This window comes from Leucobacter iarius (genome assembly GCF_039530105.1).
Lineage (GTDB): Bacteria > Actinomycetota > Actinomycetes > Actinomycetales > Microbacteriaceae > Leucobacter > Leucobacter iarius.
In genome coordinates this window covers 1,046,992-1,062,966 of the sequence record NZ_BAAAOB010000001.1, presented here as the reverse complement: position 1 = coordinate 1,062,966, position 15,975 = coordinate 1,046,992, and the positions used below count along the sequence as shown (strand labels likewise).

Genomic DNA, 15,975 nt, shown 5'->3' with positions numbered 1-15,975 from the left:
CCCGAAGGGTCGCGGGCTCCTGCGCTCCAGAATACGGGATCGGGGGTTCCGTCCGGCCGGAACTTCGGGTAGCCTCTCGGGCATGGAGATCTGATGCAGCCCTGTTCCGCGCCCGAGGCGCCGAGCACGCTGCGCATTCGGATCCCGTTCGGGTCGACGACTTCCATCGTCCCCACCCCGCGGCAGTGCTCGGCCATGCGTCGAGCTCCGCTCCGCGTCGGGATCCGACGCCGGCACCCTCGGCAATGCCCCGCGGAACCTTTCGAATCCGTTCCGAGAGGCACCCCATGCCCGCACCCATCCAGACCACGACCGTCGCCGCGCAGGCGACCCCCAGCACCTCCGCACGCGGTTCCGGCTCGCCCGGAGCCGGACGTCCGCGGAGCACCGCGCCCAGCACCACGTCGGCCGCACGCGCCGCGCAGCACCGCAGCGCGGACGACTCCCGCGACATGGGCGTCGGCGCGCACCTCGCCGTCTCCGGCGTCTCGAAGGCGTTCGGCGACCGCCGCGTGCTCACCGACCTCACCTTCACCGCGACGCCCGGCGACCGCATCGGCCTGATCGGCGAGAACGGCACCGGCAAGTCCACGCTGCTCTCGATCGTCTCGGGCGACCTCGAACCCGACGCCGGCTTCGTCCGTCACGCCGGATCGGTCGGTCGGCTCGCGCAGGAGCTGCCCTACTCCGACGACGACACCGTCGCGCGGGTGGTCGACGACGCCCAGCGCAGCGCCCTCGGCGTGCTCGACCGCATCGAGCGGGCCGCCACGGCGCTCGCCGCGGATCCCGACGACGACGCGGCCGCGGCCGACTACGCGGACGCGGTCGACGAGGCGACCCGCACCGACGCCTGGTCGGCGGAAGCGCTGCGCGGCGAGGTGCTGCACGGGCTCGGCATCGGCGCGATCCCCGAGGCGACCCCGATCGGGGAGCTCTCGGGCGGTCAGCGCCTGCGGCTGGGTCTCGCGGCCCTGCTGCTCTCGGCGCCGCACACGCTGCTGCTCGACGAGCCGTCGAACCACCTCGACGACGCCTCGGCCGCGTACCTCGAGCGCGTGCTCGCCGACTGGCCGGGGATCGTGCTCGTCGCCAGCCACGATCGCGCGCTGCTCGACGCCATCACGACGCGCATGATCGACCTCGATGCGAGCCCCGTGCCCGCGGCCGTGCTCGCCGATGCCCGTTCGACCGGCATCGGGGTGGACGCGGTGGACCCGTTCGCGGGCCCGCTGCGCACCGCGGCCGAGCACGAGATGCTCGAGGCCGACGACACCGAGGATCCGGGATCCGGTCTCGGCACTCGCGTCTGGGGCGTCGGCTTCTCGGCGGCGCGCGTGGAGCGTGCGGCCGAGATGCGGCGCTGGCGCGAGCGCTACGCCGCCGAGCAGTCGGAACTGGCATCGCTCGCGCACGAGATCGCGGTCGGCGCGCACGAGGTGAACAAGAAGTCCGAGTCGAAGTCGGAGTCGCGCATCACCCGCAAGTTCTACGCCGACAAGGACGCGCGGGTCACCTCGCGCAGGGCCCGCAATGCGCGCGGCCGCCTGGCCGAGCTGCAGCGGCACCGCGTGCGGCGCCCGCCGGAGCCCCTGCGCTTCGCCGGGATCCCGGTGCCCGTGCGCGAGTCGCCGAACGAGCTGCGGCACGAGGATGAGGCGGCGCTGCGCGTCGACCGCGTCGGCTTCGCCGGCAGGCTCGCTCCCGTCTCGTTCGAGCTGGAGCGTGGCGGGCGTCTGCTGCTGCTCGGACCGAACGGCGCGGGCAAGTCGACGCTGCTCGGGATCCTCGCTGGTGCGCTCGAGCCGACCACCGGCACGCTCGAGCGGGCCGAGGGGATGCGCTTCGGCTACCTGCCGCAGGAGGTGCGCTTCGCGCGCCCCGAGCGCAGCGCGGCCGACAGCTACGCGGCGCTCGTCGGGCGACGGCGGGCCGACGAACGCCCGCTCGCCGAGAGCGGCCTGCTCGCCCCGCGCGACGTCGACCGCCCCATCGGTGCGCTCAGCGTCGGCCAGCGACGCCGGGTCGCACTCGCGGCCCTGCTGATCGATCCGCCCGAGCTGCTGCTGCTCGATGAGCCGACCAACCACCTCTCGCTCACCCTCGTGGAGGAGCTGGAGGAGGCGCTCGCCGGGTTCGCCGGCACCCTCGTGATCGCGTCGCACGACCGCTGGATGCGTTCGCAGTGGATCGGCGACACCCTCGCGGTGGTGCCCGAGGGCGAGGAGGCGGCCACGGCTCTTCGCCCGTCCCGCTAACCGCTCCAGGCGCGCCACAGGCGCGCGAAGTGCCCGTCTGAGCGGTCGAGCAGCTCGGAGGGCGGGGCGCATTCGACGAGCGCCCCGCCCTCGAGCACCGCGACCCGATCCGCGTCGAGCGCCTGGGTCAGCCGGTGCGCGATCACGATCGAGGTGCGGCCGCGGCCGACCTCGCGCAGGGCGTCCTCGAGCACCCCGTCCGGCCCCGCGTGGGCGGTCGCCTCGTCGAGCACCACGACGGCCGGATCCGCGAGCAGCACCCGAGCCAGCGCGATCTGCTGGAGCAGCAGGTGGTCCGGCTCGGGGACGGTCCCGAGGCCGTCCGGCAGCGTCCCGGGATCCCGGCCGACCCGGCGCAGCGCGGCGGCGAGCTGCCCGTCATCGGCGCCGGGATCGGCCAGCCGGAGGTTGTCGGCCACGGTGCCCCCGAACAGGTGCGATTCCTGCGTCACGAGCAGCACGGCGGGCCGCGCGGCGGATCCCCCGCGGCCCGGGAGCGAGGCGGTCTCGGCCGGTGCTCCTCCCACCCGGACCGTCCCGGATCCGGGGCCGCCGATCCCGGCGATGAGCCGTCCGAGGGTCGACTTCCCCGATCCCGAAGCGCCGACGAGCGCCAGGGTCGATCCGGCCGGGATCACGAGGCTGACTCCGCTGAGCGCGTCGGCCCGGGCACCCGGGTAGCGGTAGGACGCGGACTCGATACGGATCGTGGCGTCCTCGATGGGGCGCACCGACCTCCCGGGAAGGGATCCGCCACCAGCACCGACACCACCACCGGCGAGCTGCTGCACGCCGACGAGGCGTTCGAGCCCGGCGAGGGCCCGCTGCAGATCGTCGATGCTGCCGAGCAGCCCACCGATCGGGCCGAAGAGCCGGTGGAAGAACAGCGCGCCGGCGGTGACACCTCCGATGGAGAGGGCTCCGGCGCCCGCCCGCACGAACCCGATCGCGAGCACCGCGCCGAGCCCCACGAACTCCGCGAGATTCAGCCCACCGACGAAGCGGTTGCGCGCCCGCGCGGCGTCCCGCTGCGTCTCGACCGCGCGCAGGCTGGCCTCGGCGATCCGGCCGAGTCGATCCTGCTGCAGGCGGTGCGCGCGCACCGTGTCGGCGCCGGCCACGGAGTCGATGATCACCTGCCCGCGCAGCGCTTCCTCCCGCCGCAGCCGCGTGTAGATCGGGCGCGATCGGCGGAGGAAGCGGACCGTGATCCAGACCTGGATCGGCACCGCGAGGAGCGCGCCGAGCGCGAGCCATGGGTCCACCGAGGTCAGCCCGACGGCGGTCAGCACGATGGTGAACCCGGCCTGCAGGAATCTCGGGAGCACCCCGGAGACGGCGTCGGTCACGGCCTCCACGTCGCCGGTCACCCGGGCGACGATGTCACCGCTCCCGGCCTCCTCCACCCGGCCGAGGTCGATCGAGAGCGCGGCGGCGAACACGTCTTCGCGCAACCGGGCGAGTGCCCGCTGCAGGCACCCCACGAGCAGGACCCCACCGCCCCACTCGAGTCCGGCCGCGACCGCGCCGGACCCGAGCAGCGCCGCGCAGCGCAGCGCCAGTTCGAGTGCGTCGCGCCCCGCGATCACCGCGTCGACGAGCGAGCCGAGCAGCCAGGGCACGAGCAGGCCGGCAGCCGCGCCGGCCGCGAGCAGGAGCGTCGCGGCGGCGAGCCGCCAGGGATCCCGGAGCAGAAGTCCCATCGACGCCCGGGCGGTCTTGCGCGCGGAGGCCACGGGCAGCGCGCGCGTCACCGCGGTGCTCCCGCGGTCATCGGGCGCTCCGGATACTCCGGAGGCTCCGGCGCACCCCGCTCGACCACGGTCGCGCAGGAGTCGAGGAGCACCCGGCTTCCGGTGATCACCAGGATCGGTCGTCCCAGGCCCGCGAGCCGCTCGGCGACGCGCTGCTCGGTCACCGGATCGAGCGCGGTGGTCGGTTCGTCGAGCACGACGGCGTCGCCTCCGGCGTGCAGGGCCCGAGCGAGGAGCACGCGCTGCCGTTGTCCGCCCGACAGCCGCGCACCCCGCTCGCCGATGTCGCCGTCGAGTCCGCCGAGCTGATCCACGACGTCCTCGAGCGCCGCCGCACGCAGCAGTTCCGGATCCACCGGCCCGCCGCACGACACGTTGTCGCGGAGCGACCCGGAGAAGAGCACCGCATCGTGCGGCGGCGCCACGATCCGTGCGGCGTATCGGTGCGGCCCGAGCCGGGGCGCATCGTGCCCGCCGACCCGCAGCTCTCCGGGCCCCGGGGCCCGACGGAAGCCCAGGCGATCGGAGGCCTCCCGTGCGGCGGCCGCGGTGCGCACTCGGAGCCCGACGAGTCCGGATCCGGACCGGAGCAGGATCGCGGGCCCCTCCGCCGGATCCCACCGGAGCGGTTCGGATTCGGGACCGGCCGGAACCGCCTCTGCGGAGTCATCCGCCGCGTGCGTCACCGGCAGCGCGTACGATTCGGCGGCGAGCGCGTGGAGGCGCCGGGTCGAGGCCCGCTTGTGCGCCCAGTTCGCCCCGAAGGTGCCGACGTGGTCGAGCGATGCCTGCAGGAATTGGGCGAGCCCGACCACGGTGACGAGCTGCCCCGGGGTGATCCGTCCATCGACCGCCAGCCATGCGGCGGCGAGCGCGAGCGCCGCGAGGTAGGACACCGACACCGCCCGGCTGACCGCCTGGTAGGTGAGCAGCATTCGCGCCGCCGCGACCGCGCCGCGCCGCGAGGCCTCGCTCGCGGTCCCGTAGCGCGCCACGGCCTCGCCCTGCGCACCGAGCCCGTGGACCGTGCGCAGTCCCGCGAGGGTGTCGGCGGCGACCTCGCTGGCGCGGGCGACCGAGGCCTGCTCGGTCATGCCGATGCGCTCGAGGGGTCGTGCGAGGGCCTGCATCACGACGAGCACGAGGGCCGCTCCGAGCAGCACGCCGAGGCCGAGCGGCACCGAGATCGCGAGGAGCACCCCCGAGGACACGAGCACGGCCGCGACGGTCGCCGCCTGTTCGACGATGCTCCAGGAGACTCCGGCCACCCGGTAGGTGTCGCTCGTGACGATCGAGAGCACCTCCCCGTCGGCGCGTCGGCGCCTGAGCCGATGCGGGTGGAGGACGCGCGCGACGGCGAGCTGGCGCAGCGCGTGCTCGCCGTGTCCGTAGACGCGGACCATGCCGAGGGAGGCGGCCTGGTAGCTGGCCGTGAGCACCGCGAAGACTCCGCCGAGCACCGCCAGCCAGACCAGCAGGGCGACGGGATCGCTCGGCCCGATCGCCCGGTCGACGATCACGCCGATGAGCACGGGAACGGCGGTCTCGCACGCCTGGTGCGCCATGAGGCCGACAGCACCCCAGGCCAGGCGGGATCCGCGACCTTCGCGCAGCAGGGCGAGGCGCAGCATCGCGCGGATCCGGAGCTGCTCCGGTGGGCTGGTCGACTCGTTCATCGGCCCCAACCGTAGTGTCGCGGGGTTCGGATCGCGCGACAGGCTGTGTTTCGAATCGGACATCACTAGGCTGAGGCACGATCCCAGGAGAGGACGATCGTGCAGAGACCGCCCGGCCCCGCAGCGCCCTCCGACGTGCCCGCGCACCGTCGGGTCGTGCCCGAGGGCTTCCTGCTGACCACCCGGGCCCTCGGGTACCGCTACCTCGACGATTCCGATGGTTGCCGGGAGGAGGAGCACCGGCACGACGAGCACACGGTGCTCTGGCCGGAGCGGGGCATCGCCGATGTGCGGGTGTCGGGCCGCACGTGGCGCCTCGCCCTCGGGCAGGGGCTCTGGGTGCCGGCGGGCACCCCGCACGCCGCCGATCGCGACGCGAATTCGACGCTGTGGGCGAGCTACATCCTCGCCGAGGCCTGGCCGCGGGAGGTCGGGTCGGTCGGTCCGGTGGTCGTGAACGCGGCGCTGCGGCACCTGCTGATCCACCTCGCGGCGACCGCGATGCCTCGGGAGCAGCGGCTGCGGGCGCAGGCGGTGTGCATGGATCTGGTGACCGCCGAGACCCGGCCGACGGTGCAGCTCCCGCTCCCCCGGGATCCGCGTATCGCGAGCATCGCCGCCACGATCATGCGGGATCCTGCCGACGACCGCTCGATCGAGCAGTGGGCCGCGCTCACGGCGCAGAGCGCACGGACGATCGCTCGCGGATTCCGCGCCGAGACGGGCCTGACCTTCAGCCAGTGGCGCACCGCGGCGCGGCTGGCCCGCGCCGCTCAGCTGCTCGACGAGGGGCTTCCGGTGGGCGTGGTCGCTCGCCGGGTGGGCTACGCGACGAACAGCGCGTTCACCGCCGCGTTCAAGCGGGTGATGCGCGAGACCCCGCGCGAGTTCGCGCCCTCCGGCACGAGCTGACCCGGTCCTCGCGGCGTGAGCCGTTCGCGCGCGAAGCGGCACCCCGGACCCGGCGCGCACCGACGCCGCTGTCCGCTGCGCGATGAAGCGTGTCCGGACCCCGCAACCGTGCGGAACTAACATCAGATCTTGGTTAGGGTAGCCTTCCCTGCTTTCTGTGTCCGTTCCAAACGAAAAGGTGCCTCCATGTTTTGGCTCCGCCGGTCCGCTCCCATCGCAGCGCTGCTCGCCGCAGTACTCGCTCTCTCCGCCTGCGCCGGCGGAAGCTCCGCCGAACCCGCGGCGGACGCGACGGGCGGTGCGGGATTCCCGGTCACCATCGAACACGTGCACGGCAAGACCGAGATCCCGGCGAAGCCGAAGCGCATCGTCACGATCGGCTGGATGACCGAGGACATCGTGGCGGCGCTGGGCACCGCACCGGTGGGCGTGCCCTCCGCTTGGGGCGGCGACAAGGACGGATTCACCCCCTGGTTCCGCTCGCAGGTGACCGAAGTACTGAAGGCCGATCTGCCGACGGTGCTCAAGGAGGGGGAGGATCCCGACTTCGAGCAGATCCTCTCGCTGCAGCCCGATCTGATCCTCGCACCGCACTCGGGCGTCACCGAGACCCAGTACCAGCGCCTCAGCGAGATCGCGCCGACCGTCGCCTACGCTGAACGCCCCTGGACCTCCGGATCCTGGAAGAAGCTCACCCGCACGGTCGCGACCGCGCTCGGTGAGAAGGCGCTGGGCGAGAAGCTCATCGCGCAGACCGAGGACCGGATCGACGCGGCCGTGAAGGCCCACCCCAAGCTGCGGGGCACCGACTTCCTCTACGGGCTCACCCTGCCCGAGGGTTCCACCGAGCTCGGCCTCTACATCTCGAAGGACCCGCGCGTCGCGTTCCTCCGCGAATTCGGACTCGTCGACTCCCCCGATCTCGGCAAGGCGCTCGGCAACATCGGCAGCGACGACTTCTACGGAGCCGTCAGCCTCGAAAAGCTCGGCGAGATCAAGACCGACCTCTTCGTCGGCTGGTCGCGCTCCGCGTCCGAGACGAAGGCGACGCTCGCGAACCCGGTGTTCTCGCGCTGGACCCCGATCGCCGACGGCCGCTTCTACTTCATCGAGGACGAGACGATGGGCATGGCGACCAACGGTCCGACGGTGCTCAGCATCCCCTGGGCGATCGACGCGGGCTTCGTCGACGAGCTCTCGAAGGCCGCCGAGGGCGGCTCGGTCGTGCGTCCGGCGAAGCCGTAGGAGGGCCCGCGATGCGTTCGAACGCCCCCGAGGTCTACGTCCCGCGCGTCCACCGGGCCGAGGTCTCCGCCGTGCGCGTGCTCGGCCCGGGCATGTCGCGCGTCACCTTCGCCGGCGACGACCTCCGCGACTACCCGACCACCGGGATCGGCGACGAGTACGTCCGGCTGTTCTTCCCCGATGCACCCGACGATGAACTCCGGATGCCGGCCGTTGACGGCCGCGGCTGGAGCTACCCGGAGGGGGTCGAACCGATGGAGATGCGCACCTACACGATCCGGGATCGTCGACCGGGAGAGATCGACATCGACTTCGTCCTGCACGACGGCGGCATCGCCGCGGAATGGGCGAAGCAGGCGAGCCCCGGCCAGGCCATCGCCCTCAACCCGCCGACGGCGCTCTACGAGCGGCCGACGCACGCCACCCACCAGCTGCTCGTCGCCGACGAACCGGCGCTGCCCGCGGCGCTCCGTATCGCGGAGCTCACCGCGGGATCGGTCGCCACGACCATCATCGCCGAGGTGCGCAGCGCCGAGCATGAGCTCCTGCCGGAGCTCCCCGCGGGCGTCGACGTGCGCATCGTCTGGGTGCGCGGCACGGGCAACGGCCACGCGCCGAGCGCCCTCGTCCCCGCGCTCCGCAAGGTCGCCGCCGGGCCCGACGCCTACGTCTGGGTCGCCGGCGAAGCCAGGCTCACCCGCGAGGCGCGCAAGCACCTGCGCCACGAGCTCGGGCTCCCGGCCGACGCGTACAAGTGCATCGGGTACTGGACCGAGCGCGGTGAGGAGTGGGAGGCGCGCTACGCGGCCCAGGGCCCCGAGTTCGACGCGAAGATCCAGGCGCTCTACGACAGCGACCGGGACATCGAGGACATCATCGACGACGTCTCCCGCCTCTTCGAGGCCGCCGAGCTGTGACCGCGCACGCGATCACCGCCGAGGCGTCGGCCGCGCGCGAGGCCCCGGGAGGGCTCGCGCGCGGCAACGCCGCGCGCACCGTCGGACTGCTGATCGCCATCGCGGCGCTCGTCGCCTGCGTGTTCCTGAGCATCGGAGTCGGTGCCCGCGGCATCGAGTCGGGCACGATCTGGGACGCGGTGTTCGCGTTCGACCCCGCGAACGACGAGCACGTGATGGTGCGCGAGCTCCGGATCCCCCGCACCGTCACGGGCCTCATCGTCGGACCGGCGCTCGGGCTCTGCGGCGCCCTGATCCAGTCGTTCACGCGCAACCCGCTGGCCGACCCCGGGATCCTCGGCGTGAACGCCGGCGCCACCTTCGCCGTCACCCTCGCGGTCGGCCTGCTCGGTGTCACCGCGCCCCTCGGGTACGTCTGGTTCGCCCTCGCCGGAGCCGGCATCGTCACGATCGTCGTGTACCTGCTCGGCTCCATCGGCGGCACCCGGGCGACCCCGGCGAAGCTCACGCTCGCGGGCGTCGCGATCAGCGCGGCGCTCGGCGGGGTCACGACCGCGCTGACCCTCGCGAACCGGAGGACCTTCGACGACCTGCGGTTCTGGGGCGTCGGATCGATCGGCGGACGCGACCTCGAGACGGTGCTGTCCTTCGCACCGTTCATCGTGGTCGGCACCGTGCTCGGCCTCGCGACCGCACGGTCCCTCAACGCGCTCGCCCTCGGGGACGAGCTCGGCGCCGCACTCGGCGTTCGAACGGCCCGCGTCTGGGTGGTCGTGATCGTCGCGGTCACGCTGCTCGCCGGAACCGCGACCGCGGTCGCCGGACCGATCGCGTTCGTCGGCCTCATGGTGCCGCACGCCGTGCGCTGGTTCGTGGGGCCCGACCAGCGCTGGATCTTCCTCTACACCCTGGTGGTATCGGCGATCCTGCTGCTGGTCTCGGACGTCCTGGGGCGGATCGTCCTGCCGAGCGGCGAGCTCCGCGTCGGACTCGTCACGGCCATCGTCGGCGCACCCGTGCTGATCCTGCTCGCGCGCCGGAGGACGGTGAGCGGACTGTGACGCTCGGACGGACCATCCACCGGGGGTACCCGTCGACCGTGCGGCGGCACGCGAAGGCGGGCCCGGATCGCGGCTACCGCGCCGTCGCGCTGCGCCGCGGACGCTTCTCGGGCGTCGTGCCCGCACGCACCCTCACCGTGTGCGCAGCCCTGCTGCTCGGGGTCCTCGTGCTCGGCGTCGTCGCCCTCGGGATCGGCACCGTGCCGCTGTCGCCCGATCGGGTGATCGGCGCGTTCCTCGGCACCGGCGACCCGCAGTCGAGACTGCTCGTGCTCGGCTGGCGCCTACCCCGCGCGCTCTTCGCCGTGGCCGCCGGGGCGGCGCTCGCGATCTCCGGTGCGATCTTCCAGTCGCTCACCCGCAACCCGCTCGGCTCCCCCGACGTGATCGGGTTCTCCGCCGGCTCCTATACCGGAGCGATCATCGTGATGCTCGCGCTCGGGTCCACCCGCTACCTCGACGTCGCGGCCGGATCCCTCATCGGCGGCGGCATCACCGCCGCCTGCGTCTACCTGCTCGCCCTGCGCCGCGGCACCCTGCAGCCGTTCCGCCTCATCATCATGGGGATCGGCGTCGCCGCGCTGCTCTCGTCCGTGAACTCGGCCCTCATGCTCTTCGTCGATTCCGAGACTGCGATGCTCGGAGCGGTGTGGTCGGCGGGATCCCTCAACGGGCTCGGCACGGCGCAGCTGCTGCCGATGGTGCTCGTGCTCGCGGTGCTGCTCATCGGCGTCGCAGCGCTCGCGACGCCGCTGCGCCAGCTCGAGCTCGGCGACGACGCGGCACGGGCGCTCGGCACCCGCGTCGGGCTCGCCCGGGTCGGCGCCGTGATCCTCGGCGTCGCGCTCACCGCGCTCGTGACGGCCGCGGCCGGGCCCATCGCCTTCGTCGCGCTCGCGGCCCCGCAGATCGCGCACCGGCTCACCCGCGGATCCGGGCTGCAGCTCATCCCGTCGGCGCTCGCCGGCGCCCTCGTGCTGCTCACCTCGGACACCCTCGCGCAGCGCCTCGGGTTCCCCGTCGGCGTGATCACCGCGTCGCTCGGCGGCGTCTACCTGGCCTGGCTGCTGGCCGATGAATTCCGGAGGAGAAGATGAAGAACCGCGAACCGGACCCGCTGCACGCGCCCGACGGAGCGAATGCGCTCACCGCCGCCGGCCTCACCGTGGGCTACGACGGCCGGATGATCTGCAACGGGGTCGATCTGTCGATCCGTGACGGCTCCTTCACCGCGGTGATCGGGCCGAACGCGTGCGGCAAGTCGACCATGCTCCGCGCGCTCGCCCGGATCCTCCCGCGCGAGAGCGGCTCCGTGCTGCTGGACGGACGCGAGATCCTCGATCTGCCCGCAAAGGAACTGGCTCGGCGGCTCGGGCTGCTCCCCCAGACCTCGATCGCGCCCGAGGGCATCCGCGTCGCAGACCTCATCGCTCGCGGCAGGCACCCGCACCAGCGACTCTTCGATCGCTGGTCGGCCGCCGACGAGGCCGCGGTGGTCCGCGCCCTCGACGCGACCGGCACCACCGAGCTGTCCGGCCGGCTCGTCGACGAACTCTCCGGCGGGCAGCGCCAGCGCGTCTGGCTCGCCATGGCGCTCGCCCAGGAGACCCCGCTGCTCCTGCTCGACGAGCCGACCACCTACCTCGACATCGCCCACCAGTACGCTCTGCTCGAGCTGTTCGAGCGGCTGCGGGCCGCGCACGGGCGGACGATCGTCGTCGTGCTGCACGACCTCAACCAGGCCGCGCGCTACGCGAGCAACCTCGTGGTGATGCGCGAGGGCGAGGTCGTCGCCTCGGGCGCGCCCGCCGATGTGCTCACCTCGGATCTCGTCGAGGAGGTCTACGGGCTGCCCTGCCGGGTCGAACCGGACCCCGAGACCGGGGCGCCCATGGTGATCGCGCGGCGCGGGCTCGCGGCGGTCGCCGAGCGGCGCGCGGCGGCCTGAACCGAGGCCGCCCCCGGGCCGGATCCGGGCAGTCGCGACGGACCCCGAAGTACGTCTCGACGAAGTCGAAGATCCGGCTCAGCGGCCCCTGAATTCGGGGTTTTCACTCTCTCGCGAGGCTTGTTACGGTTGACCGTCCCCGCCCGAGAATCCCCGATGAGGAGCCATGTCAGACGTCGATATCTCACGTCCGCACGACTACGACCACAGCCACGCCGACGTCTCGTCGGGTTGGCTGCGCGCCTCCGTGTTCGGGGCGATGGACGGGCTCGTCTCGAACCTCGGACTCATCACCGGTATCGCCGCCGCCGGCGCCGCTCCGGGCATCGTCGCGATCACCGGCATCTCGGGCCTCATCGCGGGCGCGATCTCGATGGCCCTCGGCGAGTTCACCTCGGTCCGCACCCAGAACGAGCAGCTCGACGCGGAGGTGCTGACCGAGCGCGCCGCGCTGGAACGCAACCCCGTCGGCGAGGAGGCGGAGCTCGCCGCGCTGTTCGCCGGGCTCGGCATGGACGAACCGACCGCGAAGCAGGCGGCGTCGCAGGTGCACGGCGACCACGAGCGGGCGCTGCGCGTGCACCTCGCCCACGAGCTCGGCCTGCACCCGGAGGAGAAGCCGTCGCCGTGGGTCGCGGCGATCTCGTCGTTCATCGCGTTCAGCATCGGCGCGCTGATCCCGATCCTCCCGTTCCTCTTCGGCTTCGGAACGCTGTGGACCGGCCTGATCTTCGGCGGCGCCGGCCTGCTGCTCGCCGGCGGGCTCGCGGCCTCGTTCACCCGCAAGAACCGAGCGCTCGGAGCCCTGCGCCAGCTGCTGTTCGGCGGCATCGCGGTCGCCGTCACCTACGCCGTCGGCACCGCGCTCGGCGTCTCCTCGATCGGGTAGTCCCGAGGACTCCGCGCGCAGCGCGTTCATCGCCTCCACCCAACCCGGCTCCGCTTTTTCGGACCTCCGGACGGAACGAACGCGCTCGATGCTCAGCAGGATGGTGACACCGCGTTCACGATCCGAGGAGCACCGATGCCCGCACGCCCAGCACCCGCCATGCGCGACGGGCTCCTCGACGTCGCAGCGATGACCGACGAGGTGCTCGAGCTGGTCCGCTGCGAGTCGCCCTCCGACGACCTCGCCGCGGTCGCGCGCAGCGCCGACTCGGTGGACGGCCTCGGCGCCCGCCTGCTCGGCCGCCGCGCCGAACGGATCGAGATCGACGGGGTCACCCACCTGCGCTGGCGCTTCGGCGGCACCCCCCGCGTGCTGCTGCTCGGCCACCACGACACCGTCTGGCCCGTCGGCTCCCTGCCCGCGCACCCGGCGGAGGTCCGCGACGGGCGGCTCACCGGGCCGGGATCCTTCGATATGAAGGCCGGGATCGTCATGGCGTTCCACGCCATCGCCGCGCTCCCGTCCCCCGACGGGGTCTCCCTGCTCATCACGGGCGACGAGGAGCCCGGATCCACGACCTCGCGCGCGCTCATCGAGGACGAGGCCCGGGGCTGCGCCGCCGCGCTCGTCCTCGAGGCCGCCGGCCCCGGGGGCGCGCTGAAGACGGAGCGCAAGGGCGTCTCGCGCTACGAGGTGCATGTGCGGGGCCGCGCCGCGCACGCGGGCCTCGAACCCGAGCGGGGTGTCAACGCGACCCTCGAACTGGCGCATCAGGTGCAGGCGGTCGCGGGGATCGGGGCGCCCGGGATCGGGACGACCGTCACCATGACCCGCGCCGAGGCCGGGACCACGTCGAACACCGTGCCCGCGCGCGGGCACTTCGCCGTCGACGTGCGCGCGACCTCCGCCGCCGAGCAGCAGCGCGTGCACGCCGAGATCGGCGCGCTCGCGGCCCATCTGCCCGGCGCCTCCGTCGAGGTGCTCGGCGGCGTGAACCGCCCGCCGCTCGACCTCCGGTCGTCCCGGGCGCTGTTCGCGCGCATCAGCCGGATCGCCGACGAGCTCGGCCTCGGCCCGCTCGACTCGGTCGCCGTGGGCGGCGCGTCCGACGGCAACTTCACCGCGGGGGTCGGCACGCCCACCCTCGACGGTCTCGGCGCCGTCGGCGGCGGCGCGCACGCGGACGACGAGCACGTGATCGTGTCCGAGCTCGAGCCCCGGGCGCGGCTGCTCTCGGCGCTCATCGCCGAACTGCTCGCCGGTGCCGACACCGGTGCCGGAACCGGAACCGGCACCGGCACCGACGCGGGAACCGCCACCGGCGGCACCGAGCCCGGCGAGCGGATCGGCCGTGCGTAGCGACGCATCGGGCCCCGATGCCGACGCCGACGCCCGCCTCGCCGAGCAGCGCTCGGGCATCGCGATCCGCGAGCTCGACGACATGCGCTCGCTCGCGGCGGTGCAGCGCCTCTACGAGGCCGTCTGGCGCACCGGCCCCGCCGGCACCCCAGTCACGGCCGATCTGCTGCGCGCGCTCGCGAAGTCGGGCAATCCGGTGTTCGGCGCGTTCGACGGCGACGAACTGCTCGGCGCCTGCTTCGGGTTCTGCTCGCCGCCCGACACCGCGAACTTCCACAGCCACATCGCGGGCGTGACCGCGGGCGCGCAGGGGCGCAGCATCGGGCTCGCGCTCAAGCTGCGGCAGCGCGCGTGGGCGCTCGGGCGCGGCATGCGCACCATGACCTGGACCTTCGATCCTCTGATCCGCCGCAACGCCGTGTTCAACCTGGCGAAGCTGGGGGCGGAGCCGGTCGAATACCTCACCGATTTCTACGGCCAGATGGACGACGACGTGAACCGCGGCGACGCGAGCGACCGGCTGCTCGTCCGCTGGCATCTCGACCGCCCGCTGCCCCCGCACCGCGAGCAGGCCGTCCCGCCTCCGCCCGAGGCGATCCGGATCCCGGTGCCCGCCGACGTCGAGACGCTCCGCCTCGACGACCCGCTGCGCGCCGCCGGGTGGCGGCTCGACCTGCGCCGCGAGCTCGGCGCGCGCATGGCGGCCGGTGCGTCCGTGATCGGATTCGCCCGCGACGGGCACTACCTGGTCGTCCCGGCGGCGGCTTCCGCCGCTTCGGCCGCCCCACCGGCCACCGCTCCGACCCCCGCAGAGAAGCAGGAGACCCCATGAAGCTCGCAGCGATCGAGACCCGCATCGTCGAGATGCCGCTCGTGACCCCGTTCCGCACCTCGTTCGGCACCGAGACGATGCGCCAGGTGCTCGTGGTGCGCGCCGAGACCGACGAGGCCGAGGGCTGGGGCGAGTGCGGCGCCAGCGAGGCCCCGCTCTACTCGTCGGAGTACACGGAGGGCGCCGCAGCCGTGATCCGGGAGTTCTTCGTCCCGGCGCTGCGCGACGCGCAGCGGGATCTCGGCGACGACTTCGACGCGCACCGCGTCGCCCCGGCCCTCGCCGCGTTCAAGGAGCACCGGCTCGCCAAGTCCGCGATCGAGACCGCGATCCTCGACGCCCAGCTGCGCGCCCAAGGCATCTCGTTCGCCTCGGCGCTCGGCGCGGTGCGGGAGTCGGTGCCGTGCGGCGTCTCGCTCGGCATCACCGACACGATCGATCAGCTGCTCGACACGGTCGCGGCATCGCTCGACGCCGGCTACGTCCGCATCAAGCTCAAGATCGAACCGGGCTGGGACCTGGATCCCGTGCGCGCCGTGCGCGAGCGCTTCGGCGACATCGACCTGCAGGTCGACGCGAACGCCGCCTACCGGCGCAGCGATGCGCGCCTGCTCGCGAAGCTCGACGCGTTCGATCTCACGCTGCTCGAGCAGCCGCTGCCCGCCGACGATCTGCTCGGCCACGCGGCGCTCGCCCGCGAGATCACGACCCCCATCTGCCTCGACGAGTCGATCACCTCCGCGCGGGCGGCGGCCACCGCGATCGAGCTCGGGGCCGTCCACATCGTCAACATCAAGCCGGGCCGCGTCGGCGGCTACCTCGAGGCGCGCCGGATCCACGATCTGTGCGCGGCGCACGACGTGCCGGTGTGGTGCGGCGGCATGCTCGAGACGGGGATCGGCCGGGCCGCGAACGTGGCCCTCGCCGCGCTCCCCGGTTTCCTGCTGCCGGGCGACACCTCCGCCTCGGAGCGCTACTTCGCGACCGACCTCACCGAGCCGTTCCGGCTCGAGGAGGGGCGCATCGCCGTGCCGACCGGGCCCGGTCTCGGCGTCACCCCGATCCCCGAGGTGCTCGACCGGTTCACCGTGCGGCAGGATCGTCTGCCCTGCTAGCCTCTGGCT

At 73.4% G+C, this 15,975-nt stretch carries 13 protein-coding genes; 11 read left to right on the top strand and 2 right to left on the bottom strand.

Annotated features, from left to right (window positions below; all coding sequences use genetic code 11):
• Nucleotides 1-287: 287 nt before the first annotated feature.
• Nucleotides 288-2,258, top strand: a complete 1,971-nt coding sequence (locus ABD169_RS04610; RefSeq protein ID WP_344029900.1) for an ABC-F family ATP-binding cassette domain-containing protein — start codon at nt 288-290, stop codon at nt 2,256-2,258.
• Here the strand turns inward: ABD169_RS04610 and ABD169_RS04605 are convergent.
• Both ABD169_RS04605 and ABD169_RS04600 read right to left on the bottom strand, forming a co-directional pair.
• Nucleotides 2,255-4,012: an ABC transporter ATP-binding protein gene (locus ABD169_RS04605; RefSeq protein WP_344029898.1), complete on the bottom strand. Its 1,758-nt coding sequence runs from the start codon at nt 4,010-4,012 to the stop codon at nt 2,255-2,257. The two genes, ABD169_RS04610 and ABD169_RS04605, sit on opposite strands and share 4 nt — an antisense overlap.
• On the bottom strand, nt 4,009-5,688 hold the full coding sequence (locus ABD169_RS04600) for an ABC transporter transmembrane domain-containing protein (protein WP_344029895.1): 1,680 nt from the start codon (nt 5,686-5,688) through the stop codon (nt 4,009-4,011). The genes ABD169_RS04605 and ABD169_RS04600 overlap by 4 nt, the downstream gene beginning before the upstream one ends.
• A 99-nt stretch (nt 5,689-5,787) precedes the next feature.
• Here ABD169_RS04600 and ABD169_RS04595 point away from each other — a divergent pair, with 99 nt between their 5' ends.
• From ABD169_RS04595 to menC, 10 genes are all read left to right on the top strand, one after another.
• On the top strand, nt 5,788-6,600 hold the full coding sequence (locus tag ABD169_RS04595) for a helix-turn-helix domain-containing protein (RefSeq protein WP_344029892.1): 813 nt from the start codon (nt 5,788-5,790) through the stop codon (nt 6,598-6,600).
• Nucleotides 6,601-6,786: 186 nt separating this feature from the next.
• Nucleotides 6,787-7,845 carry an iron-siderophore ABC transporter substrate-binding protein gene (locus tag ABD169_RS04590; protein ID WP_344029890.1) on the top strand — a complete coding sequence of 353 codons (1,059 nt, stop codon included), beginning with the start codon at nt 6,787-6,789 and terminating at the stop codon, nt 7,843-7,845.
• 11 nt (nt 7,846-7,856) lie between these two features.
• Nucleotides 7,857-8,762 (top strand): siderophore-interacting protein, encoded by a 906-nt coding sequence (locus tag ABD169_RS04585; protein WP_344029887.1) that lies wholly within the window; start codon nt 7,857-7,859, stop codon nt 8,760-8,762.
• Nucleotides 8,759-9,823 carry a FecCD family ABC transporter permease gene (locus ABD169_RS04580; protein ID WP_344029883.1) on the top strand — a complete coding sequence of 355 codons (1,065 nt, stop codon included), beginning with the start codon at nt 8,759-8,761 and terminating at the stop codon, nt 9,821-9,823. The genes ABD169_RS04585 and ABD169_RS04580 overlap by 4 nt, the downstream gene beginning before the upstream one ends.
• Entirely contained in the window at nt 9,820-10,920 is a 1,101-nt protein-coding gene (locus ABD169_RS04575) for a FecCD family ABC transporter permease (RefSeq protein WP_344029880.1), read from the top strand. Before ABD169_RS04580 ends, ABD169_RS04575 begins: the two co-directional genes overlap by 4 nt.
• Nucleotides 10,917-11,771, top strand: a complete 855-nt coding sequence (locus tag ABD169_RS04570; RefSeq protein WP_425560945.1) for an ABC transporter ATP-binding protein — start codon at nt 10,917-10,919, stop codon at nt 11,769-11,771. The genes ABD169_RS04575 and ABD169_RS04570 overlap by 4 nt, the downstream gene beginning before the upstream one ends.
• A 166-nt stretch (nt 11,772-11,937) precedes the next feature.
• Nucleotides 11,938-12,660 (top strand): VIT1/CCC1 transporter family protein, encoded by a 723-nt coding sequence (locus ABD169_RS04565; protein ID WP_344029878.1) that lies wholly within the window; start codon nt 11,938-11,940, stop codon nt 12,658-12,660.
• Between the two features lie 135 nt (nt 12,661-12,795).
• Nucleotides 12,796-14,019 (top strand): M20 family metallopeptidase, encoded by a 1,224-nt coding sequence (locus ABD169_RS04560; protein WP_344029875.1) that lies wholly within the window; start codon nt 12,796-12,798, stop codon nt 14,017-14,019.
• Nucleotides 14,012-14,851, top strand: a complete 840-nt coding sequence (locus ABD169_RS04555; RefSeq protein ID WP_344029872.1) for a GNAT family N-acetyltransferase — start codon at nt 14,012-14,014, stop codon at nt 14,849-14,851. The genes ABD169_RS04560 and ABD169_RS04555 overlap by 8 nt, the downstream gene beginning before the upstream one ends.
• Nucleotides 14,848-15,966, top strand: a complete 1,119-nt coding sequence (gene menC / locus ABD169_RS04550; protein ID WP_344029869.1) for an o-succinylbenzoate synthase — start codon at nt 14,848-14,850, stop codon at nt 15,964-15,966. Before ABD169_RS04555 ends, menC begins: the two co-directional genes overlap by 4 nt.
• Nucleotides 15,967-15,975: the final 9 nt, after the last annotated feature.